Genomic DNA, 24,632 nt, shown 5'->3' on the forward strand with positions numbered 1-24,632 from the left:
TTGCGCTTAGGTAGGGGTGTTTTTTGCTGTATAGTTATAAACCGTTAATAGCAAAACAATGAGATGAAAGCAGTTTCAACAAAAAAGACCCCTGTTCTGCGCAAAGAAGAACAAGAAAGCGTTATCACAACGATATATACTGAGTTTGCAAACGTTAACGAGTGACATAAATGTGGAGGGGATCAACATGGATCACTAGCAAAACAATGAGATGAAGCAGTTTCAACAAAAAAGAGCCCTGTGCGTAAAGAAGAACAAGAAAGCTTTATCACAATTCAAACGTTAACGAGTGACACAAATGTGAAGGGGATCAACATGGATCGAATGATGAAGTGGATGACAGAGCGATTTGCCCCGCGCCTTGAAGCCTTTACCAAGAACGTGTGGGTGGATTCGATTCAGGAAGCGATTATGGTTACGCTTCCGATGATATTTATCGGCTCCTTAGTAACGCTGGTGTCGATTCTAAAGGATTATATACCCGGCATGCCGGATTTAACGCCGATCACGACGTTCAGCTTCGGACTTCTCGGTATTTTCATTGCCTTTTTGACGCCGTATATGGTCATGCAGAAGAAAGAGCGTCACAAAATCAAGCTCATTGCTGGCGCGACCGGATTGTCGCTTTACCTGATGCTTTTAAAGCCAACATTCGGTGATGATGGCACCATCCAATTCGTGCTGGAGAGATTTGGTCCATCGGGTATGATTACGGCCTTGCTCGTCGGTATTGCCGTTGCTGCTGTTATGAATGCATTCAATAAATTCTCCTGGTTCAAAAAAGATACGAAGCTGCCCGAGTTCATTGTCGATTGGTTCGACTTTCTCGTTCCCATTGCACTGATCCTTACCCTAGGATGGATATTGATTTATCAGATGCACTTCGATATTTTCGGACTCATCATCAGTGTCTTCAAGCCTTTGAATGCCATTAGCCAAACGCTTATCGGGTTCACCTTATTTAATCTTATCGGGGTCGTGCTCTTTTCATTCGGCGTCAGCCCCTGGGTCATTACGCCTATTTTGTATTCGATCTGGATACCAGCTATCGAAGAGAACGCCAAATTGGTCGCGCAAGGTATGGAGCCGGTCAACATCAACACGTTCGAAACATTCTTCAGCGGCTGGGTCGGCGTAGGAGGCATGGGGGCAACCCTTCCGCTCGTTATCTGGTTTCTGTTTGCAAAGTCGACAAAGCTGAAGACGATTGGCAAAGCGACGATTGTTCCTTCGTTATTCAATATCAATGAACCCGTTATTTACGGTGCGCCAGTCGCGTTCAATCCGATTCTCATGATTCCGATGTGGATCAATGGCATCGTGACACCGATTATAGTTTATTTGGCACTGGATTGGGGGCTAGCGGCAATCCCGAGCAAAGTGTTCCAGCTCTGGTATACCCCCGTCGGGATCTCGACGTATTTGCTGTCAGGACTCAACGGGCTGCTGCTGTTGGCTTTTGTACTGCTTGTTATATTCGCCGTTTGGTTTCCGTTCTTCAAAATTTACGATACACAGGAATTAAAGAAAGAGCGGCTGGAAGAAGCACGCCCATAAATCAAGCAAAAGAGATCAATAAGGGAAGAGGAGTTGTCAAGATGAAACAAATGAAAGAGATGCTGCTGCAAGCCTTGACGCTGGAAGAAAAAGCGGGCCTGTGTGCAGGTTTAAATATGTGGATGACCAAAGGTGTCGAGCGATTGGGTATTCCGCCGATTCATATGTACGACGGCACGAACGGAATTCGTAAAACGAACAGCAACGACGAAATCGGGATCACGGGCGAAAACATGCCGGCAACTTGTTACCCCACGGGCTCGGCGATCGGTTCTTCCTGGAATACCGATCTGCTGTATGAGGTCGGCGTTGCTCTTGGGATCGAAGGCAAGAAAATGGGCGTAGAGCTTCTGCTAGGTCCCGGGATTAATATGAAACGTACGCCGCTTGGGGGACGAAACTTTGAATATTACTCGGAGGATCCTTGTCTAAGCGGCGAGCTTGGCGCCGCGTTCGTGAATGGACTGCAAAGCCAAGGGGTTGGCGCCTCGGTGAAGCATTTTGCGTGCAACAATCAGGAGTATGAGAAGCTCGTCACTAGCTCGGAGGTGGATGAGCGTACGCTAAGGGAAATTTACTTGAGCGCTTTCGAACGAATTATTAAGAAGGCCAACCCCTGGACGATCATGTGCTCGTATAATTTGCTCAACGGTACCTATACCAGTGAAAATGAGCATTTGCTCCATGACATTCTCCGCGAGGAGTGGGGATATGAGGGCGTAGTACTGTCCGATTGGACGGCGGTCAATGACCGAATCCGCGGTTTGAAGGCAGGGTTGGATATCGAAATGCCGGGTCCTGCCCACTACAACACGAAAGCCATTATCGAGGCTGTCGCAAACGGAAAACTGAGCGAAGGCGAGCTTGACCGCGTCGTATCCCGTATTCTGGAGCTTGTTCGAAAAACGATTCAACATGTTGACGTCTCGGAGCGCCCAGAGACGGATTTCCACCAGCTTGCAAGAAAAGCGGCGGCGGAAAGTATCGTTCTGCTGAAAAACGATAATCAAATTTTGCCGATCCTTTCGGAGAATATCTCGTCGATAGCTGTAATAGGCAGCTTTGCCAAACGGCCTCGAATTCAAGGTGCAGGCAGCGCCAAGGTTACCCCAACGCGGGTCGATGTACCGTGGGACGAAATTCGGGCGCTTGCCGGGGATACGATTAAGCTTTCCTATGCGGATGGTTATCCGCAGCATGAGCAAGTAGATGAGGAGATGATTCAAGAAAGCGTTCAAGTGGCGGCGCAAGCCGATATTGCAATTTTGTTCGTCGGGCAGCCGGAATACTCTGAGTCGGAGATGCATGATTTAGAAGGGATCAATCTGCCGCCGCATCAGGTGAAGCTGATTGAACACGTATGCGCCGCTCAGCCAAGATGCATTGTGGTAACCAGCAGCGGTTCAGCGCTTGCCATGCGGCCTTGGGCGCAGCATGTTCCGGGTATACTCCATGCCTGGCTCACCGGCCAAGGTGGAGGCAGAGCGATTGCAGAGACTCTATTCGGCCGCGTCAATCCATCCGGTAAACTTTCGGAGAGCTTCCCTGTCAAGCTTTCCGACAATCCATCCCATAAGCGGATTCGCGGCGAGAACGGCAAGCTGTATTACCGCGAGGGTCTTTTCGTCGGGTATCGGTACTACGATAGTAAAGAAATTGCGCCACAATTTCCATTCGGACATGGCTTGTCTTATACGACGTTCTCCTACTCGGACTTGAAAGCCGTGCAGCGGGGGGATCAGGTGTCCGTTTCCTTCCGATTGAAGAATACAGGAGATATGGCAGGTAAAGAGGTCGTCCAGCTTTATGTGCATGATGAGGACTGCAAGTGGGTGCGTCCCGAAAAAGAGCTGAAAGCCTTCACTAAGGTAGAGCTGCAGCCAGGGGAGAGTAAGGAAATCCACTTTGTCCTCGATGAGCGGGATTTCGCGTATTATAATACCCAATATAATAAATGGGTCGCGGAAACCGGTTATTTTCAGCTCGTCATTGGCAGTTCATCCCGGGACATCCGAATCCTTGAACGTATCCATTGCCAGTTCAATAGCGAGGCAATGACGCTGCATAAATTTAGTTTGCTCAGTGAATGGCTCAGCAATCCAACCGCAAAGTCGATTCTAATGGACAGTATTGCGGAGATGAACCGTCATGTTGTCGACAAGGTAGCTCTTACAGATGAGTTTCTCGGATTCTTTAATGATTTCCCAACGATAAAATTATTTCAAATGTTCGGTCAGAACTGGCTCATCGACTGGTCACCGGATCAGTTGATCGAGGAAATGATCAGACAGTTTGAATTGCTGCGTAGATAAGCCAAAGTTTTTAGTTTTATTATAACCCAGAAAACATTTAAAAGGCGGTAAGATCATCTGCTCAGGAAAAAGAGAACCTAAAATACTTGCCTAATCGGAGATGATGTTCAGTACCCCCTAAGAGGAGCTGCCTTATTGAGGCAGCTCCTCTTAGGAGTTTGAACTAAATATTTCTGTTAAGGCCAAGAAACGTTATCTGGCTTGATTAACCCCTGCCATACCCATTACCCCAAAAGTTTTTTACCCGAGTTTATAACAACCTCTTACTAGTTTTTCCTACACATCTGTTAATTTCGCCTGAATTTCTTTTAAAAACAAATCGGCAGCTGCCGAAAAGACCTGATGCTTTTTCCAAACCATATTTAAACCAGATTCAAGTCTTGGCTCTAGCGGTCTGAAACAAAGGTTACTATCACTAGACGTATTCACTATTTTATCAAGAGTTATTGCATAACCAATGCCTTCTTCAACCATAATCGCAGCATTATAGGCAAGATTGTATGTAGCTACGACGTTTAATTTATCAAAATCATCGCCAAACCAATACGTAAATTCATTTTTAGAAAATGTCTGCTTCATCGCCTGTCTTGAACAGATTAGTGGAACATTTATTAAATCTGCTAGTTGAATGGCATCTTTGCAAGCAAGAGGACTGTCTTTCCTCATAACAACGCCCCAAACATCTTTGGCGGGGATATTGACATAATTGTATTTTGATACATCAGCTGGTTGAATTAATATACCAAAGTCAAGCAGTCCCTTGTCAAGCCGTTCAGTTACATCATCTTCGTTTCCGCTGTAGAGGTGATACCGTATATTTGGATAACTTAACTGTAAGTCTTTTACTACCCGTGCAATCTGTTTCATGGCGTCTGTTTCCCCACCGCCTATATAGACATTACCACTAACTGTTTCTTCCATGGATCTAAACTCTGCCTCTAATTTATCGACCATATCAACGATTTCTTCGGCTCTCTTTCTTAAGAGCATTCCTTCATCTGTAAGAATGATACTGTGACTACTGCGAATAAATAGTTTTTTTCCTAACGCTTGTTCAAGATCTTTTAATTGTCTAGACAAGGTTGGCTGTGTAAGATGCAAAAAATCAGCCGCCGCCGTAATACTGCCTTCTCTTGCAACAGTAAGGAAATAACGTAAAACTCTAACTTCCATTAACAGTCCTCCTTTGTGCTTTACTATACATGTTTAAGAAATGCTCATCAAGCATATCTTGATATAAGATATAGGTATTTGTTATATGAAAAAAGCGCGCTAAAATAAATACAAACAGTAATGATCATTATTGGAAAAGCTGAAGGGAATGAATAACATGGATAAGAAAAAGGTATGTTTTATCACGGGTGCCGGTCGAGGTATGGGCACAAATATCGCGAAAGCTGCTTTGAACGCCGGGCACAGAGTTGTGGCTACCGGCCGTAATACGGATGTGGTGGCCAAGGCGATCGGTGAAAACGAGAATTTATTGGTCGTCCAATTGGACGTTACTAGGCCTTCTGATGCACATTCCGCAGTCAAGATGGCAATCGACAAATTCGGGACCATCGATGTGCTGGTTAATAATGCTGCACACTTCTATGGGGGCTTCTTTGAGGAATTGACCCCGGACCAAATCGAACGTCAGCTGCAGGTGGCGTTGATCGGCCCCATGAACGTTACCCGGGCGGTGTTGCCTGTGATGCGCAAACAGCGTTCCGGTCATATCATCTCGATCTCCTCGGGCGCCGGCATTTCCGGATTCGAGTTTAATTCCGCCTATTGTGCATCGAAATTTGCGCTAGAGGGGTGGATGGAGTCGTTGGCGCCTGAGGCAGCTCCATTCGGCATTCATACGACCATTGTCAACCCGGGCTTTTTCCGTACAGAATTTCTTACGGAGACGTCGTCGACTTACGCCAAGCTATTGATCGAGGACTATGTGGAACGCAGAGCTAGTTATATGGCATTTTTTAATGAAAAGAATGGGCAACAGTCCGGTGATCCGAACAAGCTTGCCAAGGCACTCCTCATGATTGCAAGCGAATCGCAACCACCGCGACGCTTCATCGCAGGCGCAGACGCGATAGGCATTGCAGAGCAGAAAATTGTAGACCTCCAGACGCAGATCATTGCCTACCGTGATCTCTCAACATCCATGGCCTATGACGACTAAACGAAATAAGTTGATTGTCTATATATTAACCCTGGGTGTATTCGGTATCTTGAATACCGAGATGGGCGTAATCGGGATCTTGCCTTTGATAGCGGACCGCTTTCATGTCAGCATCTCCACCGCAGGGTTAATCGTGAGTCTTTTTGCACTTGCGGTTGCCATCTCTGGTCCAATATTGCCTTCATTGTTTTCGGGCATGAACCGAAAGAAAGTGATGCTGCTCGTGCTTGGCATTTTTATTGCGGGCAATCTTGTCTCCGCCTTCACAACAGACTTTACCATGTTATTGATTGCACGTGTCGTTCCGGCTTTTTTTCATCCTGTTTATTGTTCATTGGCATTTACCGCCGCAGCTGCGTCCGTCAGCAAAGATGAGGCTTCGAAGGCAGTGGCCAAAGTATTCGTTGGCGTGTCTGCAGGGATGGTGCTTGGCGTACCGGTCTCAAGTTTGATTGCCACCGCCGCATCACTTGCTCACGCGATGTTGTTCTTTGCTGCTGTAACGACAGTCGCATTCATCGCGACACTCCTGTTCGTACCATCGATGCCAGTTGCGAAAAGGCTCTCTTATGGTACTCAGTTACGCGTATTAAGAAGATCCATAACCTGGCTCTCCATTGCCGCTGTGATCTTTATGAACGGAGCCGTATTCGGGGTGTACAGTTACCTTGCCGAGTATCTGAAAACCGTGACCAATTATGCCTGGAACACAATCAGTTTGATGCTATTCCTATACGGTGCGGCCAACATTGTCGGAAATATGATTGCAGGGAAGCTGCTTACAAATCTTGCACTAAGAACGGTAATGTCTTATCCATTTGCATTGGGAGCAGTTTACATCATGCTTTTCATCATGGGAAAGTTCAATGTGCCAATGGTCTTCATTATTTTGATTTGGGGAATATTGGGCGGCATAGGAGGCAACATTGCGCAATATTGGATTGTGTCTGCAGCGCCAGAGGCTCCTGAATTCGCGAATGGACTCTTTCTGACATCCGCCAACTTGGGAACAACGATTGGTGCAAGTGTATGCGGACTGTTCATTTCAGGAATAAGTACGCAATACGTCGTACTTGGGGGAATCTTGTTCCTGATATTAAGCACCGCAACAATATATCCAAGAATTTCTATGTCTGGCCGATTGAAGGATGCCGGCCGATTGGAGGATTCCAATGTTGCAGGATAAGCAAGCAGCTCTTGTCACAGGCGCGAATCGGGGAATCGGATATGAACTGGTCAAACAATTGGCTTCAATGGGGTTCAATGGGGTTCAAGGTCATTTTGACAAGCAGGGATCCAAAGAAAGGGTCTGAAGCAGCGCAACGACTTACCGAGTCCGGATTGGATGTTTCGTTCGTCCTCATGGATGTCACAGATCAAGAAAGCATCCGTCAAGCAGCATTAACCATCACCGAGACCGTTGGCCGATTGGATGTATTGATTAACAACGCGGGCGTATATTTGGATGGGAATGCCAAGCTATTGACCTTGGATCATGCGATTCTGGAGAGAACGATGTCCACGAATTTCTTCGGCGTTTACCATGTCATGCGTTCATTTATACCGCTCATGGAAAAGCGGGGATATGGATGGATCATCAATATTTCCTCGGAATATGGAGCCATGAGTGCCATGTCGTCCGAAGGAGCAGGGGCGTACAAGCTCTCCAAACTTGCAATGAATGCCTTGACCCGACTGGCAGCAGCAGAAGTCAGAGGAGATATCAAAATTTATGCAGTTGATCCGGGCTGGGTAAACTCGGATATGGGAGGACCCTCTGCTCCGAGAACTCCGAAACGCGCTGCCGAGTTGATCCTCCGGTTAGTGACGATGGGATCGGAAGGACCTCGTGGAGGGTTCTTCAGAGATGGCAAACCAATCGATTGGTAGAAAACGATGGATTACTGGAGATACAAGTATGATTACTGCGAAAGCACGCGCTTAAGCTGTTGCTGATGTAATAAATAAAGTGGAAGTTCAAGCAGTAGTTGATCTGGCGATCAAAAAATATGGTCGCGTAGCTTTATAATAACGCCGGTATGATGCCAACTGCTCCTCTTTCGGAAACACGCTTTGATGAATGGCGACAAATGTTAGATATGAATATCATGGGTGTATTAAATGGCATTGCTGCGGAGCTTGAATATTAAAAGTGCTTAACTTTGCTGAGGCAAGGTTGAGCACTTTTTTGGTTTGTTTCATAATCCAGTTCCATAATTTCATTCCATTAAACAACTTTAATTTTTTGACCTTGTTTTTGACATCTCGAGAAGCCTTGATTTTGCTGGACCTTCATTATACAACTTTATTTTTTCTCACCAGGGAATGATGTGGGAAAATAAAGTTCTTTAACTGAAAATAAAGTTCTTTAATGAAAAATTGATTCTCCTTGTCGTTCCATAGCATCCCTTGTTATACGGGATCTCGCGTCCCGAACAGCCCAAAGACTAACCTGCACTCATTTTTTGCCTCGATTAGTATTTCTTCCGGTATCCGGTTGGACTTGTCCCAATGACTTTACGAAATACCTCGCGGAAATGAGCTGGATCCCGGTAACCAACGTTTTTTGCAATATGAGAGATTTTATGATCGGTTTCAAGCAGGAGTCGGCAAGCGAACTCGATCCGTTTATGCTGCTGATAGTCAGAAAACCCCATTCCCGTTATTTGTTGAAATAAGCGTATGAAATGGCGTCGGCTTACCCCGGCTTCTGAAGCCAGCTGCTCAACAGTCAAAGACTCTGTAATATTTAAATCGATATAACTAAGCATATTCGTCACATCTGTTCGTCTCAGTCTTCCAGTCGGTATGGAGCCCTTAGAAGCCGCTTCTTGCTTCAGCATCCTAGCTATACGTATCGACAACTGTAGTAGGTCTGCAAACATATTTGTTTCAAAGCCCCATTGTCTTGTTGAAAATTCTCGAAACAGTTGTTCAAACAATTCCCCCAGCTCCATACCCCTATCAATCAGGGAGATATAGGTTTCAGGTTTTCCGTCAAATATGAATAGAGGTTCAGCGCCACTTCCATAACGTGACAACCAAGTCTTAAGCTCAGCAATAAACTCGGGTAGGATGCAGAGATTATAAACGAGTAGCTTGTTCGAGCCTGACGTACCGCTGGGGCGAAAAATATGGGAGGTGCCAACGGGTAAAATGTACAGGCAACCCTTTCCAGTTTTCTCTATACGGTCAGATACATAGTGGTAACCTTCACCAGACATGACATACACCATTTCAAGATAGGCATGTTTATGTTCCCTGAGCTCAAAGCCTTCCTCCCAGCGGTTAATGAATAACGGAAAATCCCCTTGAAAATGTTCCGAGACTGCAGAATGATGTACCGGAGCTTTAGCTGCTTTTTTTGAGAGATTGTTCTGTGAAAAGTCACTATTGACCATGATTGATGTCACATCTCCCTGCTTTTTCTTTGCCTCGTTTATTATACAATCATTCATATAATAGCGAAAGGGGTTATCATATTGGAGAAAAATCCAAATAAACAAGCGGCAACCTGGATCTGGTATCCCGGGGATTTTGAAATTCGCCTTCATGAGAAAATGTCGGTTAAACGTAGAGCACGTGGCGTAGCTTATCCGGCCTATTGGCGGCTTGACCGCCATTATTCGAACATTAAGTTTCAATATACGTACGATTTGCCAGAGGAGGAGCAGATCTCCATCAAGGCGGAAGGGACTTTCTCCCTCTATCTAGACGGAAGGGACAACTATCGCTCGAGTCAAGAAGTCATAACTCTTCCAGCTGGTCGCCATAAAATTACCGTCAGCGTATTCAATGACACAGAGGTGCCTGCACTCTATATTACAGGTGATAACATTTGGACCGATTCTTCCTGGGAGGTGACCTCCTACCAAAACGATTGGCTGCCTGCTGGTTCATGGACATTCCATTCGCCTGACAAAGGGCCATCGCAGTTTCGTCTAGCCGTTACACCGTTGGAGCCCGTGACTGTAGATATCCGAGACGGTAAGCCGTTGTTTGACTTTGGTCAAGAAACGTTCGGGTATCTTCGGTTTCATAGCCTGACAGGCGACGGAGAGGTGCAGGTTTTCTACGGAGAGTCCTTGTCCGAGGCATTATCGCCGGATGAATGTGTAACATTGGATCGATTTAATGTCTCAGATGCGGAGGCAAAGGAACAAGATGGCATTTACACGCTTGAAGAAGGTAAAGCCTTTCGGTATGTGTGGATCCACGCTGATCCAGGCATAAGTTGGGATAGCGTATCGATGCTTTATGAATTTGTACCCGTAACGTATCGCAGTTCATTCGAATGCTCAGAATCAATGCTGAACGAGATCTACAGGATGTCACTTTATACGTTGCACTTAAACACTAGGGAGTTCTTTCTCGATGGGATCAAACGGGATAGATGGGTTTGGTCCGGAGATGCTTACCAGGCATTTCTGATGAATTACTACAGCTTTTTCGATCTTGACGTGACGCGCAGGACGCTTGTTGCCTTAAGGGGGAAAGATCCCCTGACAACACATTTTAATACCATCTTGGACTATTCCTTCTATTGGTTTATCTCCTTGTACGACTACTATCTTTACACCGGGGATTTTACATTTATCACGCAATACTACGATCGGGCTGTCACCCTGATGGATTTCTGTTTGAAACAACTGAACGAAGAGGGATTGCTGGAAGGGAGAGAACAGGATTGGGTGTTCGTAGACTGGGCGGATTTCACGAACACAGGTGCCGTAAGTACGGAACAGATTCTTCTCGTCCGTGGGCTGGAGGCGATGAGCCAATTCGCGGTCTTGATCGGCGATGGCACGGCTGCCGCAGCTTACGGTGATCTTGGGGAGAATATCAAGCAAACCACGCTCCGTCTGTTCTGGGATGATACGAAAGGCGGGCTGCTTCATCACCGAGTTGAAGGTGAAACGAAGCCGACGATAACAAAACATGCCAGCATGTTTGCGATGACCTATGGCTATCTGTCACCGGAGCAGCGCGACAGTGTCATCCGCAATGTCATGTTGAATCCCGACGTGCCGCGCATCCGGACACCGTATATGCGGTTTCATGAACTGGCCGTGCTCTGTGAAAGCGGGGAGCATGATTACGTACGCGCGGAAATGATCTCCTACTGGGGCGGCATGATCGAACTGGGCGCAACGTCATTCTGGGAAGAATACGATCCGTCTTTGGCGAATGATGAGCATTACGGCATGTATGGAATGCCTTTCGGCAAAAGCCTTTGTCATGCTTGGGGAGCCAGTCCGATCTATCTAATCGGAAAATACTTTCTTGGCGTCAAGCCTTTAAGTCCCGGATATGAAACTTTTGTGGTGGAGCCACACCTTGGCGGCTTAGACTGGTTTAAGGGAACCGTTCCAATTGCGAATGGGGAGGCGGAGATCGATATGAATGAAGAACGTATTCGTGTAAGGGCAACACAGGGGAATGGCGTTCTTCGATACAGAAAGCATGGTGAGCAATTAGAAAAAATGATCCCAGTTGATGGAAGTTGGTTGGAAGTCCGCCTAGACACATAAATGTATGTTAGGAGAGAGGAGCTATGAAAACCTGACAAGAGAGAGCCTTCTCCGCTGTGAGAAGGCTCTCTCTTGCATGTCATGGGTATTTATCCATTCTGATTCTTATAATCAGTAGGGCTGTACCCGGTATGCTGCTTGAACACTTTGCTAAAATAATAAGGGTCCAAATATCCCACATGTTCTGCTATATCCTTGATCAGAACAAAGGGATGCTCCCGCATAAAACGGCAAGCCTCGTCCATGCGAATTCTGATCAGATAATCCGGAATGGAGGTTTGGAAAGTTCGCTTAAATACTCGGTTCAAGTAGGCTGGGTGAAGCTGAAACACATCCGCGATACTGGTAAGGGAGATGTTTTTGAGAAAGTGAGCGTGAATGTGCTGTTTGGCTTCCTTTGCCCAGTCCCGCTGCGTCTCTTGATCGTACTCGGATCTAAAAAAATATGAACACCATATCTCCTTGACTTGTGCATGCAGATCGGTTCGTTTTCTAGCTCTCCATACTTCATCGCTTACTTCCAGTTCCATGGTCTGCTTAAGATCGAAGGTACTTGTAAAAGAATCTTTGGCGAGACTGTGGAGCGTATGCGATGCGTGCAGTAGAAGAAGCTCCCAGCCTCTACGGGTGATGGGAAAAGATTGTTTTGGTTCTCCTGCAAAAAAGGTATCCAGTTCCTTGGCAAACAATTGTTTCTGCTGTTTCGTAATGAATTGGGTTAATCGCAACAATGCGGGCTGAAGCGGTTCCAATAATGGTTTGATATCTTCTGGAGAAGCTTCGTCGATCCAGAAGCAGCTTCCTTCAAAGCGGCCTTTCGCCCGTACCTGCTTCTTGCAATCCGCTAACAGGGCAGGAACCGGTTGTAGGCCTTTTGTAGATAAAGCCATCGCAACGGTCACGCCATCCTCCGCTTCCGCGCAAGTTTTAATGGCCTTGGTCCATTCTGTTTGACGTTCATTCGACCAAGTATGCATGCCGAATAAGAGGATGTCTTCATTACCTGCAGTTGAAGGCAGGAGAGTAAACTTTTCCCCCTCTCGCAGCATGGAGATGAAGGTATCATGAATGCCAGCAGGAATATCGCTTAGCAGTGACAAGGCATAAACGAGCAAGTAATTGCCGTGATAGAAAAGTTCCTTTGCAATTCTTTCCCACTCAGCACGAATATGGTCCGTGAAATCGGACGCCTCTATGATTTGTCTGGCAACTTCACGTTCCAGCAGAGTCTGATTGTGCATTAGTTTATCCTTTATTTTATCCAGTAATTCACCAATATCATGATCCGCAGCGGGCTTGAGCAGGTAGTCGGTGATGTCAAGCTTGATAGCTTCCCGCAGGTAAGAGTAGTCATCATAACCGCTGAGAATCGCGCATTGAATTCCAGGCAACAGCGCTCTTACTTTACCGATCAGTTCTAGTCCATTCATTACCGGCATGCGAATGTCCGTGATGATGGTGTGCGGCTGCGTCCAATGCAATTCAACGAGCGCATCTTCCCCGTTGTTGTAGGCACCGACTATCTTAAAGTCAGGACGTAGGGTTCGGATTTTCTCTTTCAAATGCCGGAGAATCCGGGGTTCATCTTCAACGAGGATCAGTCGGAACACCTTCGTTCAACCTCCTTATCTTTATCGTATATTCCATCCCTTGCGGGCGGTATTTCAAGGAAAACCGAACCTCATCATTCCAAAACAGTCTGCAGCGGGTCAGCGTATTGACGATCCCCATATGGCCAAGACCATGGGAAGATAAACTTTCTAACTGCCGAATCCGCCCTTCGTTCAGTTCTTGAATAAGACTCTGGGCTTCAGCAAAAGCAGCGTCTGTAAAGCCTGACCCGTTGTCACCAATTCGGATTTCCCAAGACATCGATTCACCCAATACCTGAGCTGAAATTTCGATATTCCAAGGCGGACGGGCTTTTTGAAATCCATGCGCGAATGAGTTCTCCACGAGAGGTTGCAGAAGAAACTTGGGAATCGGTTCTTCCTCGAGCTGCGGGTCAATTTGAACCGAAAACGTGAATTGTCCCTCGTACCGAAACCTCATTAACTCCATGTATTGGACGGTATAATGAACTTCCTGCTTAAGCGTCACGGTCTTCGACATGGAATTGGTCGAGTAACGAAGCATCCCGCTAAGCTGCTGCGAAATGCGGGCATATTCAGGAAAACCTGATTCCTCTGCATAAGATGCCATAGCCGTCAATGTGTTAAATAGAAAATGTGGATTCATCTGTGCATACATGGCGTGCAAATGGGCGGCATTTTCCCTTTTTTGGGATTGAATTACCTCGTTCAGGGAGTGGTTAAGCCTAGTACGCATCTCCTCAAACGTAGCATACAGCTTGCCAATTTCCTTGATATTCTGAAGCTTCTTAACCTTTGATGTCGTGATATTATCAATCGTTAGCTTCTCAAGACGTTTCTGCAAATAACGAATTGGTGAAGCGATGCCTGCCGTTAGGATATAAGCGATTACTAGCGATGCGATTTCGCCAAAAAGACCCAAGATCATAGTAATCCGGCGAAGGTGAGTGATGGGCTGCATGACTTCCGATTTTGGCTGCTGAATCACAACTGTGAGCCCGCTAAAGTCGGATCGAATCTGGCTCCATAGGTCCGTATCAACACCGTCAGATCGCTTAATTTCCTTTGAACTACCAGCCCAGCGTGGAATCTGCGGACGATCCGCATCCGATGCATAATACGGATAGAAAATTTCGCCTTTGTCGTTAATAACGTACACTTTTGCTTTGGATGATTCACTGCGGCCAACCTCCATGGTCTGCGACAGGAGGTCAAAGGGCTGTTGAACTTCAACAGCGGCCGGCGTGAAAGCAGATGGAAAGTTAAAGCTTCGAACCAGCGAGAAGTAGAGAGGGTGATTATCTTGCCACTCACTTTCATGTGGCGGAACCAAAAGTTTGTCGCCTTCCAATAGGACCGCTTCTTTCAGCCATTCCGATTGCTGAATCCGCTGCTTTAAATTTGAAATGGTATCCATATTTTGTCCGTAGGTTAAGAAGAAGCCATTCATTGTCATCAAATTGATTTGAGTGGCGATAAACCAAGGACCATTGAAGGAGGCTAGCATGTCCTCGTACTTTTTGCGGCTGGCGAAACTTTGGAAAGATGAAGGATCCTCATCATCTTGCCCCACCAGATAGTTCTTGATATCGGAGCTGTATATGACTTGTGCGGAAATGCGGTCCATGTCCTCGATTACGTTATCGAGTGCTTCCTGATAGCGGTATAACTGCTGCCGATTCGTCTCCTCCATGCGGATCATTAGATCTTTAGATGTTTGCGTGAAGTATAAATAGCCGCCACTGGCTACTAATATAGAACTGAGTAAGGTAAAGCTAAGAAATAAACGTGTTTGAATACGAAGTTGCATGTCGCTTCCTCCCCATAATATTGTATCACGCAGTGTTCATGTTTACGGAAAGGTTCGATAATTACAGGGCAAAGGTTCAATTTTTCCATTCTGCAATTATCAACTAAACCCTAAGATAGAGGCACAACAACAGAAGCACTTACCCAGAGGATTATATTTCAATCATAAATAACAACAGTATTAACCAATGAGGGGAGAAGATCGGCATGGATCAAACATGGCAGGCGAAATGGATTTGGATCGACTTACCGGAGCGTACCCCCAATGTATATACAGAAGCGCGCACTGCCTTTTTAATCGACTCTGAAGTACAATCAGCCACACTTCGAATATCAGCAAATCAAGAGTATAGGCTCTTCGTAAACGGCTCGTTTATTGGATCAGGCCCGTCCCCTTCTGATAATTCATGGAAGTATTACGATATTTATCATGTTAAGAGTGCCCTAAAACAAGGGAATAATTGTATTGCTATTCTGGCTTATAATTTTGGAAATCCAGAAATCGTTACAGAACAGCGCAAAGGTCCAGGGGGGCTGATTACCCAGTTGGATATACGTACGGTTGAAGGAGATATTACGGTGAGCACAGATGCAAATTGGAAATGCCGTCGTTCCCCTCGATGGGTACATGCCGTATCCAGAATGCATCTTTGGAGTGGATATAAGGAGATATACATGTCAGAACGGGAAGACGGCTGGGAGCGAACGGATTACGACGATTCCAAATGGGAGAAGGCGAAAATTGCTGCAGTCGCGAACGATCCCGACTCCTCCTGGCCGCGATTGATTCCCCGAGAAATTCCATTCTTATCCCGTGAAACGATCCGCCCTGTTTCCGTTCTCCGGGTGGAGAAAAACTATGGTTCGCTACAGGGAGCCGAGCTTCTCGCAGAAGGTGCAAACGGACGAATGACCATCGACGCTTCAGTTCCAGGCTCACTGCCTAGCGTTGTATATGACTTTGGTGCGGTGAAGACCGGCTATCCAGAGATAGAACTAAACGCACCGGAAGGCGGCGTATTGCAGCTGTCTTACGGAGAGTCCCTAGAACTGACGCTGCTAGATACCTTCGTTCTGAAGAAAGGTATTAATCGGTTGTCACCATTCGGAAGGAGAGCGTTCCGTTACGTGCAGCTCGCGGTACAAGGGACACCTGTTCCAATTATGGCCGACGTTATTCGAATGCAGTTTGTCCATTATCCTTTCCAGCAGGAGGGTTCTTTTGCTTGCAGCGACACGCTTTTGAACCGGATATGGGAAATAGGCCGATACACCACGTTGGTCAACAGCCAGGATCATCTTGAGGATTGTCCATACCGCGAACAAGCGCTTTGGGTTGTGGATGCGGTGGTTATGGCCAAAGTCATTTATCAGACTTTCGGGGACACGAGACTGATCCGGAAATGCTTGCTTCAAGGAGCAAGAATACAAAATGAGGATGGTTCAATTCCAGGCACAGGACCGGAACGCAACCGTTTCTTGCTGCCTGACTTCAATGCATATTGGTTTCTAGGCGTTTACGATTACTGGCGATATTCGGGCGACATTGCATTCCTCTCAGAATTAAAGAATCCAATCGTCCGTCTGATCGGATGGTTCCACGACCAAGAGGACGAGAATGGACTATTCGCAGGAGCCGATCGGAATGGTTGGTGGTGCTTCGTTGATTGGGCGGATTATATCGACAAGCGGGATCGGGTCACAGCCGTCTCGTGTTTGCATTATAAGATGCTGAGGAAAGCGGCTGACATAGCAGCCGCTTTAGGGGATATCACTCTGTCAGAGGTATGCACTGAAAGGGCGGACAGGCTATACACGTCGATTCGCAAAGTTCTTTGGGTTCCTGATAAACATCTGTTTGCCGATTGTATGACCGACGACGGATTGTCGGATAGTTTTACGTACCAAACGAATTTCCTCGCTGCTTGGTCTGGAATCATGACGGATGACGAAACGGCTTATTTTCTTAATGACATTTTTATGAAGGGAGTATGCCCCAAGCTGAAGGGGGCGTTCTTCTACCATATCGTTCTAGATGTTCTGTTCGAACAAGGTTATGTCGAAGCCGCATTGGACATTGTTCGCTCATATTGGGGCGAGATGGTCTCTCGAGGAGCGACAACGTGGTGGGAGACCTTTGATCCTTCATCCCCGGATTGCACCATTCCTAGTCCGTATTTAGGGAATACGCCGACGTATTTATCGGATCATATCCCGGTCAGTCTCTGCCATGGATGGGGGGCTTCGCCGACCTACATTCTGACTCAAAGGGTTCTGGGTATCGATGTGACCAATATATCAGACAGAGAATTTGAGTTTCGTCCTTGCATGGGTGACCTGGAATGGGCAAAGGGAACGGTGCCGACCACATTCGGATGGATTGAAGCGGAATGCATCCGTGAAATGGATGGAACCATCGCTGTAACCTTGAAGCATCCGGCTTGCTTAACCTTACATTCGGCAGCCCTTGAGCAGTTCAATATACAGATTGAGGGCAACTTAAATATTGTCAAAGGAAAGCTGACCGTTTAATGAGTAAAAAAGGTAACATTTTCATCGTGACATCAAGGTTTCATAAACATTGCTCAAACCGACATCTCGTTATCGAAAGGTTCGATAATTACAGGTCTGAGGTTCACTATTTCCATTCCGCAATAGTCACCGAAAATCTAAGATAAAGAGGCAAGACAGTACAACACCAATATGGAGGGGTCAGAATGATTAAGAGTAAGGGTAAAATTGCAGCGCTTCTGCTAGTGCTCGCGGTTGCTTTAACCGCATGCGGAAAAGGCGGAGGCAATGCTGAGAACGGCGGCACGACGAATTCGGCAGCGAGCGGAGCCTCACAGACTAATGATAGCAAGAAGGCCGTTACACTCAAAGTGTTGGTTGCCAGCGACTGGCTGAAAGAGAAGAAGTGGCAGATGATCTTCGATGATTATGAGGAAAAAACGGGGAATAAATTGGATATCCAGAGCGCTCCGGTTAATAATTACGCGGATCTAGTAAGCACGCGGCTTGCCACGAAGGATGCGCCGGACCTTTTGTTCTATTGGGGGCAAGCAGGTAATGTGAAGAAGCTTCAGCCCGAGAAAAATTTGCTCGATCTGAGCAATGAGGAATTCGTATCGCGCATCAACCCGGCGGTCACGAAATATTTCCTCAAAAATGACGGTAAACTGTATGGCATCCCAGTAACCGGTACCAGTGTTTCCGGGGTTATCTATAACAAAAAAGTATTCGAAGATCTGGGGATTGAAATTCCAAAGACTTATGACGAGTTCCTCGCCGCGTGCGAGAAGATCAAGGCTGCAGGTATTACACCGGTATATGAAGCGGGGAAAGAAGGCTGGCCATTGCAATTGTACACTTTCAACGCTGTGGCTAATGTCATGATCAAGCAACCGGATTTGATGGATAAAATCAACGCGCATCAGACGACCTTCGGTCAAATTCCAGAGTTCGTGGATACGCTTCAGAAACAAAGCGACCTTCAGACAAAGGGATATCTGAACAAAGATCTATTTTCTGGAACATATGACATGTCTTTAGAGCAAGTCGCAACAGGCAAGTCGGCGATGATCTTCCAAGCAGATTGGGCAATTGCTCCACTTCTTGAGAAGTACCCTGATGCTGAGATTGGTATGTTCCCACTGCCTTGGGATGGCGATAACTACGCCGGGATTTCCGATCCGAACGGCTTGTATGTTTTTAAGGATTCCCCAAATGTTGAAGCTGCCAAGGACTTCCTGAAATTCTTCAGCAGCCCAGAAGAGCTGTCTAAATACTTTAATGAAGTAAAATCGATTCCGACCTGGACAGGCCTAGACGTGAAGCTAAACCCAGGCACAGCCGATATGAATGCGTATATCGAACAGGGGAAAGCGATTCCGTTTTTCAATTCGCTGGCCGTGGTCGAGATCGGCGATTATCAATCGCTCTTACAGCAGATGTATGGCGGACAGATAACGCCTTCTGAAGTAGCTAGAGGACTGCAGTCTAACATAGATAAGAATGCAAAAGCGGCAGGAGTGGCCGGCTTCTAAGAGATTTTCGCAGGAAAGGGTGGAGAGAAATTTGCTGCACAAACGGATGTATCCCATGTGGTTGATTGTTCCAGCGCTGGCGATATTTGCTGTATTGTATTTATATCCGACATTTTCGGGGTTTTACTATTCACTCACGGACTGGTCCCCCTACAAGGACCAGATCCAGTTCGTTGGATTTGAACAATTCGTAGATTTGTTTCAAACAAAAGGTATGTATCTCGCTATGAAACATACCGTGATTTACGCTGTGCTTGTTACCATTTTACAAAATGGGCTAGGCGTGCTCCTAGCACTTCTTCTTAATTCGACACTTATGGGAAGGAATTTTTTCCGTAGTTTGTACTTCTTGCCATCAATCTTAAGTGCGCTAGTAGTTGGCTATACGTTCACGACCGTACTGCATCCTGATGGTATATTCAATCAACTATTAAACAGTCTGGGATTATCGGATTGGGCAAAAGATTGGCTTGGCGATCCAAAGCTTGCGTTGTATTCCGTGACAGTCGTGAATGTGTGGCAATGGGCAGGACAGTCTATGGCGTTATATCTCGCTGGTTTACAGGGGATTTCAAAAGACATGCTGGAAGCATCAGTCATTGACGGAACGACCTATATGCAGCGGCTCCGCTTTGTGATCATGCCGATTTTGGCCCCTGTCGTAACGATTAGCGTACTGTTGAGCATGATTGGTTCAATGAAAGCGTTCGAGATTATTTATACCACGACTGGAGGCGGACCTGGTGGCGCTACCGAAGTGATGAACACGTTTATTTTCAAACAATTCGGCTCGGGTCTTTATGCATTTGGAACAGCCGCGAACGTCGTTTTGTTCCTCTCCGTAGCTATCATTTCTATCCTGCTGCTTAAACTCATGCGGAAAGGGGAGATGGCGGAATGAAAATGAGATACGGTTCATGGCTCAGGACCTTGCTGGCAACCCTCGGAAGCTTGCTTATTATCCTGCCGCTGTTGTTAGTCGTTTTTGGCTCCTTAAAAAATCCTGCTGAAGCGGTCAAATTGAATCTCAGCCTTCCGAGTGAATGGATGTGGTCCAATTATAAGACGGTATTTATAGAAGGTCGATTACTAAACGGCTTCAAGAATAGTGTGCTGGTTACGGTTTCCACGGTAGTGTTCACCATAAGTGCCGGCTCCATGTGTGCCTATTTTCTTGCACGCCGGCATGGTCGCTGGGTTCAATACTTGTTCTATCTATTCTTTGCGGGTATGATCGCACCACCTTCGATGATTCCGACGATCAAGTTGATGCAATCGCTTCATATATCAGGACAGTTTATCGGTCTCATCCTGTTCATGACCGCACTTAACCTTCCACTCACCATTTTCATCATGAGCGGGTTTGTTCGATCTTTGCCTAGGGAGTTGGATGAGGCGGCGACGATTGACGGCGCAGGCAGCTTCTACACCTTCAGTAGGATTATTTTCCCGTTATTGAAGCCATCGATTGCGACTGTCACCGTATTTGTCGCGATCTCATCTTGGAACGATTTTCTCAACACGCTTTACATTATCAGCGATAGCAGTAAATGGACGCTGCCTTTCTCCGTCTATAATTTCGTTTCGCAATACGGAACCTCGTGGCAATTTGTATTTGCAGATTTACTCTCGGTCATGCTGCCGATGCTTATCGTCTACCTGTTTCTTCAGCGCTACATTATTGAGGGAATGACGGCAGGTTCGGTTAAGGGTTAAACCAGTCATATGTTAAACGTGCGGGGAGATTCTGTCTCGCACTTTAACGGTGACATTTAGACCTCTTTTGAAAGAGGTGATGTGAAGAATAATTTCATTAATTAATGGATGGAAGATGAACTTTGGCAACTTTCTGAGTACATAAGTTGCATTTTATCGAAAGAATTATGAAAGCGCTTAATTTTTGGTTTCCACTAAAGAAAGCTAAGCTTTAAGATTTCGATCAAAAATAAAATGATTAAACTAAGGGAAAGGATTGAAACCTCAATGAATAGTAAGACGTCTAAGTTTGCAAGAAAGCTGCTCTCTTATTCTATGGTCTGTACTTTATCGGTTAGCTTATTAGCCGGCACCGCACGCCCTGTAAAGGTACTTGCAACAAATGCAACAAACATATCCACAGTGTTCAAAACACAAACAGGCGGAGTATTTGACGGGATGCCTCTGTTTGACGGTGTTCCGGAGCATCTGGACGAGTTCGTAGATACTTATTTTGAATATACTGGTATGGAAGGACCAGCAGTATACGTGGCTGGAGCTCGGAACATCTACACGTTAAAAAGTGGTCCGCATGCTGGTAAAAAAATTCCGGGTGCATTATCGGCAGCGGATAATGACCAAGGAATCTCCACCGACTTTCCGTCGTACATTGGGATGGGACAGTCTTGGAATAAGGATTTGATTGCCGATGTAGGTAATGTAATGGGAGCTGAGAAACTCAGCCAGCTTAAAGTGAAGCAAGGAGATTCTAATATTCAAGACGGTCCCAACGCTTCACGTTCAGTGGCCTTCACTGCTACTAGTGATTTAAGGATCAACCCATTGATCGGCCGCTTTGATGAAAGTTTCAGCGAAGATACGTATTTAACCTCAACCTTGGTGGATACAATGGCGACCGGTCTTACTGGGATCGATCAGGAAAAGAGCGACGACGGCTTCTGGATAAGAGCTGCCGTAGGGACAAAACATTATTCCGTTTATAATTCTCAATGGTTCCGAGAATCGACAAGTAATAACGCAAGTGCTCGCTCGATCTACGAGTATTATACCAGAAGCCCGTTTAGAGGGTTTGAGAGCGGTTCATTGGCAGGTGTTATGACTTCATTCGGCATGACAAACGGAATTCCGAATATTCTCTCCCCATTTCAAATCTACGCGAATAATAACTCAAAGTTTGGAGCTTACAGCAGTACGGACTTTTACAGTGACCGTTGGGTCTACAGTAATCCGTTTAGTCCCGGAGGAAATGCACAAGGGAACGGATATGACACGCAATACACGGTAGATCATGCTCATGCCTCCGTACTGTTTACTCTAGCTGAGTCGGGGGACGGGTTGCAGGATGTCCAAACGTTGGTTAACGCTGTTGCAAAGGGACTATATGGAGCCACGAAAGAAGATTTGATTGAAGCCGCGCGATCGCATGTGAACCAAATGGTCCGTCTCGGTATATTCAATGAAACTGACGAAAATGGAATCCCTAAATTTTATCCGTTTGCAAGTGATGCAGGGGATGTGTCATCTACGAAATCTACTTACGAAGTGCCAGAGCACCAGGTCGTAGCGCTAAGAGCCGCGCAGGAGAGCATCGTGCTGTTAAAGAATGATGGAACGCTTCCACTGTCGAAAAGCAAAAAAGCGGCGATTTCGGGTATATATGCCGATTCAAGGTTTAAAACATCAAAATCGTTAGCCGTAACGCCAGTCTTGCCGAATTCAGGTGATGCTCCGCTGACGTCGATCATAAAAAAAATTGGCTCGGCTAACGTTTCCTACAATACCGGCAGCAAAGTGATAGCACTAACTTCTAAATCAAATGGAAATCCAGTTACCAGCAGTTCGGAAGATGCCGGCGCCGGGCTCGTCACGACTGCTGGACCGTTGGATAAATCCAATCCAGCTCAACTATTCGAGGTTTACGATTGGGGACAAGGGGGAGTCAGTCTGCTTTCAATGAAAAACAAAAAGTGGGTTACTTCTCCGAAAACGGCAAATGCTGCGGTTGGAAACACGGATTCCACCAAACTGAACTTGACAAACAACGACTGGAATTCGGATCAGCTAGGCGGGGGAGGCACCAGCGCCATTCCACCAACCTTGAGAATGGAGAAGAACAGTGACGGTACAATCGCTATGGTGGCTGACACCTATCATTTAAGTTTCTTTGGGAATTTCTCTGGAAAATATTATGTAAATGGCAGATTCGTAGTTACAGGTGATGACGGCGAGTTAAAAACGGCAGGCGCGACGTTAACGAATGCCTCTACTGCCAATGAAGCAAGAAAGGACAGCAATGCCAAGTATGAGCAAACGGTTGTTAAAGATGTAGGAGCTGCTGCTGCGACACGAGCGAAAACCGACGATTACGCCATTGTGTTCGTAGGATCCGTTCCGCGTCATAGTGCTGGCGAGGGGAATGACAGGTCTAGCCTGTATATGGGTGATGACGACTACAAACTTGTCAAAACCGTTTCTGACGCTTTCGCTGCGAAAGGCAAGAAAACTGTCGTTGTCGTTCGTTCTAGTTTTCCGGTAATCATGAAGCAAATTCAAGAAAATCCCCATGTTTCTGCGATCTTGTATCAGCCTTACGGTGGACAATACGATGGGCAAGCGCTGGCTCAGGTGCTCTACGGAGACTATGCACCGACAGGCCGTCTGAACTCTACATGGTATGCGGATATGTCTGCTTTACCAGCCATCTCCAAATATTCAATTCCGGATTTGACCCAAACGCTTGATAAAACCGATCCGCGATACACAGTGGATATGACGAATGCGGACCCGATTGAAACCAAACTAACTTATATGTACACGAAATCGTCGGTAACATACGAATTCGGGTATGGGCTATCCTACAGTCACTTCAAATACAGCAACCTGTCCGTGCCAGCTTCCGTAAGTGGCAAACAGCCGTTCACTGTAAAGGTAAACGTGAAGAACGATGGTAAGGTAAATACCTCCGAAGTTATCCAGTTATATGCGAAGAACAACAAGTCGGCTTACGGTTCGAATGCACCGTCCAAGAAGCTAATCTCATACGAGAAGACTAAGCTTAATGCAGGAGAAACAAAAACGGTCACATTGAAAGTGGACCCGAAGGACTTTGCGATCTGGGATGTTAACAAAGGAGATCTCATTGTTGAAAACGGCGTCTATACTTTCATGGTCGGTGCTTCCTCAAAGGACCTTCGGATACAAAAGGATGTAAAGGTCGTGGGTACACCTCTTGAGAAACTCAATATTAACAAAGCCCTCAACGTATTTGATCACTCTTTTGCGTCGAAGAACGTGATTTACAGAGAGGTCTCTAAGGAACGTACAGCAGTAAATCTGAAGGCGAAGAAGGTTATAGGCGCTTACTATGCAGTAGGGTCCATGAATAACGGTGCCTGGATCGCGATTCCAAAAGTTGATCTGACGGCTGCGAAACAAGTGACAGCAAGCGTCGCATCTAATGCTTCTGGCGGTGTGATTACTTTCCATATCGATTCGCCAGCCAATAAACCGATTGCCGTTTTGAATGTGCCGGTTACAGGACAGCGCTCCTATACCATAGCCAATGCCGATGCATCGGTTAAGGAACTCGGATATACAGATGTTACAGTTAATCTGAGTAGCACGAAACTGACGGGAAATCATGATCTGTATGTCGTGTTTAATGCGCCGGACTTACGGATTGACAGCTTGTCTTTCCCAGCGAAAAGGGCTAAATAGGCAGTGCAGGAACCAAGAAGTGTAGGCCAGATTTTTAATGTTAATATTGACTTAGTATAGCACTTATAGAGGTTCCAATAGATCAGCTTAAACTTTGGTCATTTCAAGGTTTAGCTGATCTTTTTATTTTTTAACGAGATTCCAAACGACAGACGCGCAAGAAATCATTAAAGAACTTTATT

General features: G+C 46.2%; 16 protein-coding genes. 12 read left to right on the forward strand and 4 right to left on the reverse strand.

Going from position 1 to position 24,632, the window contains the following annotated elements:
* Positions 1-315: 315 nt before the first annotated feature.
* Entirely contained in the window at positions 316-1,557 is a 1,242-nt protein-coding gene (locus AC0YNZ_RS08440) for a PTS sugar transporter subunit IIC (RefSeq protein ID WP_475826190.1), read from the forward strand.
* Positions 1,558-1,598: 41 nt separating this feature from the next.
* Positions 1,599-3,869, forward strand: a complete 2,271-nt coding sequence (locus AC0YNZ_RS08445; protein WP_475826191.1) for a beta-glucosidase — start codon at positions 1,599-1,601, stop codon at positions 3,867-3,869.
* A 276-nt stretch (positions 3,870-4,145) separates the two neighbouring features.
* Here AC0YNZ_RS08445 and AC0YNZ_RS08450 read toward each other — a convergent pair whose 3' ends face one another.
* Positions 4,146-5,042, reverse strand: coding sequence for a LysR family transcriptional regulator (locus tag AC0YNZ_RS08450; protein WP_475826192.1), 897 nt, complete (start codon positions 5,040-5,042; stop codon positions 4,146-4,148).
* A gap of 157 nt (positions 5,043-5,199) precedes the next feature.
* On the opposite strand from AC0YNZ_RS08450, the gene AC0YNZ_RS08455 reads away from it, so the two are divergent.
* From AC0YNZ_RS08455 to AC0YNZ_RS08470, 4 genes are all read left to right on the forward strand, one after another.
* On the forward strand, positions 5,200-6,039 hold the full coding sequence (locus AC0YNZ_RS08455) for an SDR family NAD(P)-dependent oxidoreductase (protein WP_475826193.1): 840 nt from the start codon (positions 5,200-5,202) through the stop codon (positions 6,037-6,039).
* Positions 6,029-7,225, forward strand: coding sequence for an MFS transporter (locus AC0YNZ_RS08460; protein ID WP_475826194.1), 1,197 nt, complete (start codon positions 6,029-6,031; stop codon positions 7,223-7,225). Before AC0YNZ_RS08455 ends, AC0YNZ_RS08460 begins: the two co-directional genes overlap by 11 nt.
* A 41-nt stretch (positions 7,226-7,266) precedes the next feature.
* Positions 7,267-7,929, forward strand: a complete 663-nt coding sequence (locus tag AC0YNZ_RS08465; RefSeq protein ID WP_475826195.1) for an SDR family NAD(P)-dependent oxidoreductase — start codon at positions 7,267-7,269, stop codon at positions 7,927-7,929.
* Positions 7,930-8,081: 152 nt separating this feature from the next.
* Positions 8,082-8,189: a hypothetical protein gene (locus AC0YNZ_RS08470; RefSeq protein ID WP_475826491.1), complete on the forward strand. Its 108-nt coding sequence runs from the start codon at positions 8,082-8,084 to the stop codon at positions 8,187-8,189.
* A gap of 324 nt (positions 8,190-8,513) precedes the next feature.
* Here the strand turns inward: AC0YNZ_RS08470 and AC0YNZ_RS08475 are convergent, their stop codons facing one another.
* Positions 8,514-9,452: a helix-turn-helix domain-containing protein gene (locus tag AC0YNZ_RS08475; RefSeq protein WP_475826196.1), complete on the reverse strand. Its 939-nt coding sequence runs from the start codon at positions 9,450-9,452 to the stop codon at positions 8,514-8,516.
* A gap of 69 nt (positions 9,453-9,521) precedes the next feature.
* Between AC0YNZ_RS08475 and AC0YNZ_RS08480 the strand changes: the two genes are divergently transcribed.
* On the forward strand, positions 9,522-11,570 hold the full coding sequence (locus AC0YNZ_RS08480) for an alpha-L-rhamnosidase-related protein (RefSeq protein WP_475826197.1): 2,049 nt from the start codon (positions 9,522-9,524) through the stop codon (positions 11,568-11,570).
* Positions 11,571-11,659: 89 nt separating this feature from the next.
* On the opposite strand, the gene AC0YNZ_RS08485 is transcribed toward AC0YNZ_RS08480, so the two are convergent.
* Together AC0YNZ_RS08485 and AC0YNZ_RS08490 are read right to left on the reverse strand one after the other, a co-directional pair.
* Positions 11,660-13,180 carry an AraC family transcriptional regulator gene (locus AC0YNZ_RS08485; protein WP_475826198.1) on the reverse strand — a complete coding sequence of 507 codons (1,521 nt, stop codon included), beginning with the start codon at positions 13,178-13,180 and terminating at the stop codon, positions 11,660-11,662.
* Positions 13,158-14,972 (reverse strand): histidine kinase, encoded by a 1,815-nt coding sequence (locus AC0YNZ_RS08490; protein WP_475826199.1) that lies wholly within the window; start codon positions 14,970-14,972, stop codon positions 13,158-13,160. Before AC0YNZ_RS08490 ends, AC0YNZ_RS08485 begins: the two co-directional genes overlap by 23 nt.
* A 206-nt stretch (positions 14,973-15,178) precedes the next feature.
* Between AC0YNZ_RS08490 and AC0YNZ_RS08495 the strand changes: the two genes are divergently transcribed.
* The 5 genes from AC0YNZ_RS08495 (at position 15,179) to AC0YNZ_RS08515 (ending at position 24,450) form a co-directional block, all read left to right on the forward strand.
* Positions 15,179-17,503, forward strand: coding sequence for an alpha-L-rhamnosidase-related protein (locus AC0YNZ_RS08495; protein WP_475826200.1), 2,325 nt, complete (start codon positions 15,179-15,181; stop codon positions 17,501-17,503).
* 185 nt (positions 17,504-17,688) lie between these two features.
* Positions 17,689-19,017 (forward strand): ABC transporter substrate-binding protein, encoded by a 1,329-nt coding sequence (locus AC0YNZ_RS08500; protein WP_475826201.1) that lies wholly within the window; start codon positions 17,689-17,691, stop codon positions 19,015-19,017.
* A 31-nt stretch (positions 19,018-19,048) separates the two neighbouring features.
* The gene (locus AC0YNZ_RS08505; RefSeq protein WP_475826202.1) at positions 19,049-19,918 is read left to right on the forward strand and encodes a carbohydrate ABC transporter permease; all 870 of its coding nucleotides are present in this window, start codon (positions 19,049-19,051) and stop codon (positions 19,916-19,918) included.
* The gene (locus AC0YNZ_RS08510) at positions 19,915-20,733 is read left to right on the forward strand and encodes a carbohydrate ABC transporter permease (RefSeq protein WP_475826203.1); all 819 of its coding nucleotides are present in this window, start codon (positions 19,915-19,917) and stop codon (positions 20,731-20,733) included. The genes AC0YNZ_RS08505 and AC0YNZ_RS08510 overlap by 4 nt, the downstream gene beginning before the upstream one ends.
* Positions 20,734-21,000: 267 nt before the next feature.
* The gene (locus AC0YNZ_RS08515; protein ID WP_475826204.1) at positions 21,001-24,450 is read left to right on the forward strand and encodes a glycoside hydrolase family 3 C-terminal domain-containing protein; all 3,450 of its coding nucleotides are present in this window, start codon (positions 21,001-21,003) and stop codon (positions 24,448-24,450) included.
* The last annotated feature ends 182 nt before the right edge of the window (positions 24,451-24,632 follow it).

The sequence above is a fragment of the Paenibacillus sp. J2L1-98 genome (assembly GCF_056269405.1).

What these genes read in the sequence shown, in the direction of transcription:
- AC0YNZ_RS08440 (WP_475826190.1), top strand. Translation starts at nt 316, where the DNA reads ATGGATCGAATGATGAAGTGGATGACAGAGCGATTTGCCCCGCGCCTT.
- AC0YNZ_RS08445 (WP_475826191.1), top strand. Translation starts at nt 1,599, where the DNA reads ATGAAACAAATGAAAGAGATGCTGCTGCAAGCCTTGACGCTGGAAGAA.
- AC0YNZ_RS08450 (WP_475826192.1), bottom strand. Translation starts at nt 5,042, where the DNA reads ATGGAAGTTAGAGTTTTACGTTATTTCCTTACTGTTGCAAGAGAAGGC.
- AC0YNZ_RS08455 (WP_475826193.1), top strand. Translation starts at nt 5,200, where the DNA reads ATGGATAAGAAAAAGGTATGTTTTATCACGGGTGCCGGTCGAGGTATG.
- AC0YNZ_RS08460 (WP_475826194.1), top strand. Translation starts at nt 6,029, where the DNA reads ATGACGACTAAACGAAATAAGTTGATTGTCTATATATTAACCCTGGGT.
- AC0YNZ_RS08465 (WP_475826195.1), top strand. Translation starts at nt 7,267, where the DNA reads ATGAACTGGTCAAACAATTGGCTTCAATGGGGTTCAATGGGGTTCAAG.
- AC0YNZ_RS08470 (WP_475826491.1), top strand. Translation starts at nt 8,082, where the DNA reads ATGCCAACTGCTCCTCTTTCGGAAACACGCTTTGATGAATGGCGACAA.
- AC0YNZ_RS08490 (WP_475826199.1), bottom strand. Translation starts at nt 14,972, where the DNA reads ATGCAACTTCGTATTCAAACACGTTTATTTCTTAGCTTTACCTTACTC.
- AC0YNZ_RS08495 (WP_475826200.1), top strand. Translation starts at nt 15,179, where the DNA reads ATGGATCAAACATGGCAGGCGAAATGGATTTGGATCGACTTACCGGAG.
- AC0YNZ_RS08500 (WP_475826201.1), top strand. Translation starts at nt 17,689, where the DNA reads ATGATTAAGAGTAAGGGTAAAATTGCAGCGCTTCTGCTAGTGCTCGCG.
- AC0YNZ_RS08510 (WP_475826203.1), top strand. Translation starts at nt 19,915, where the DNA reads ATGAAAATGAGATACGGTTCATGGCTCAGGACCTTGCTGGCAACCCTC.
- AC0YNZ_RS08515 (WP_475826204.1), top strand. Translation starts at nt 21,001, where the DNA reads ATGAATAGTAAGACGTCTAAGTTTGCAAGAAAGCTGCTCTCTTATTCT.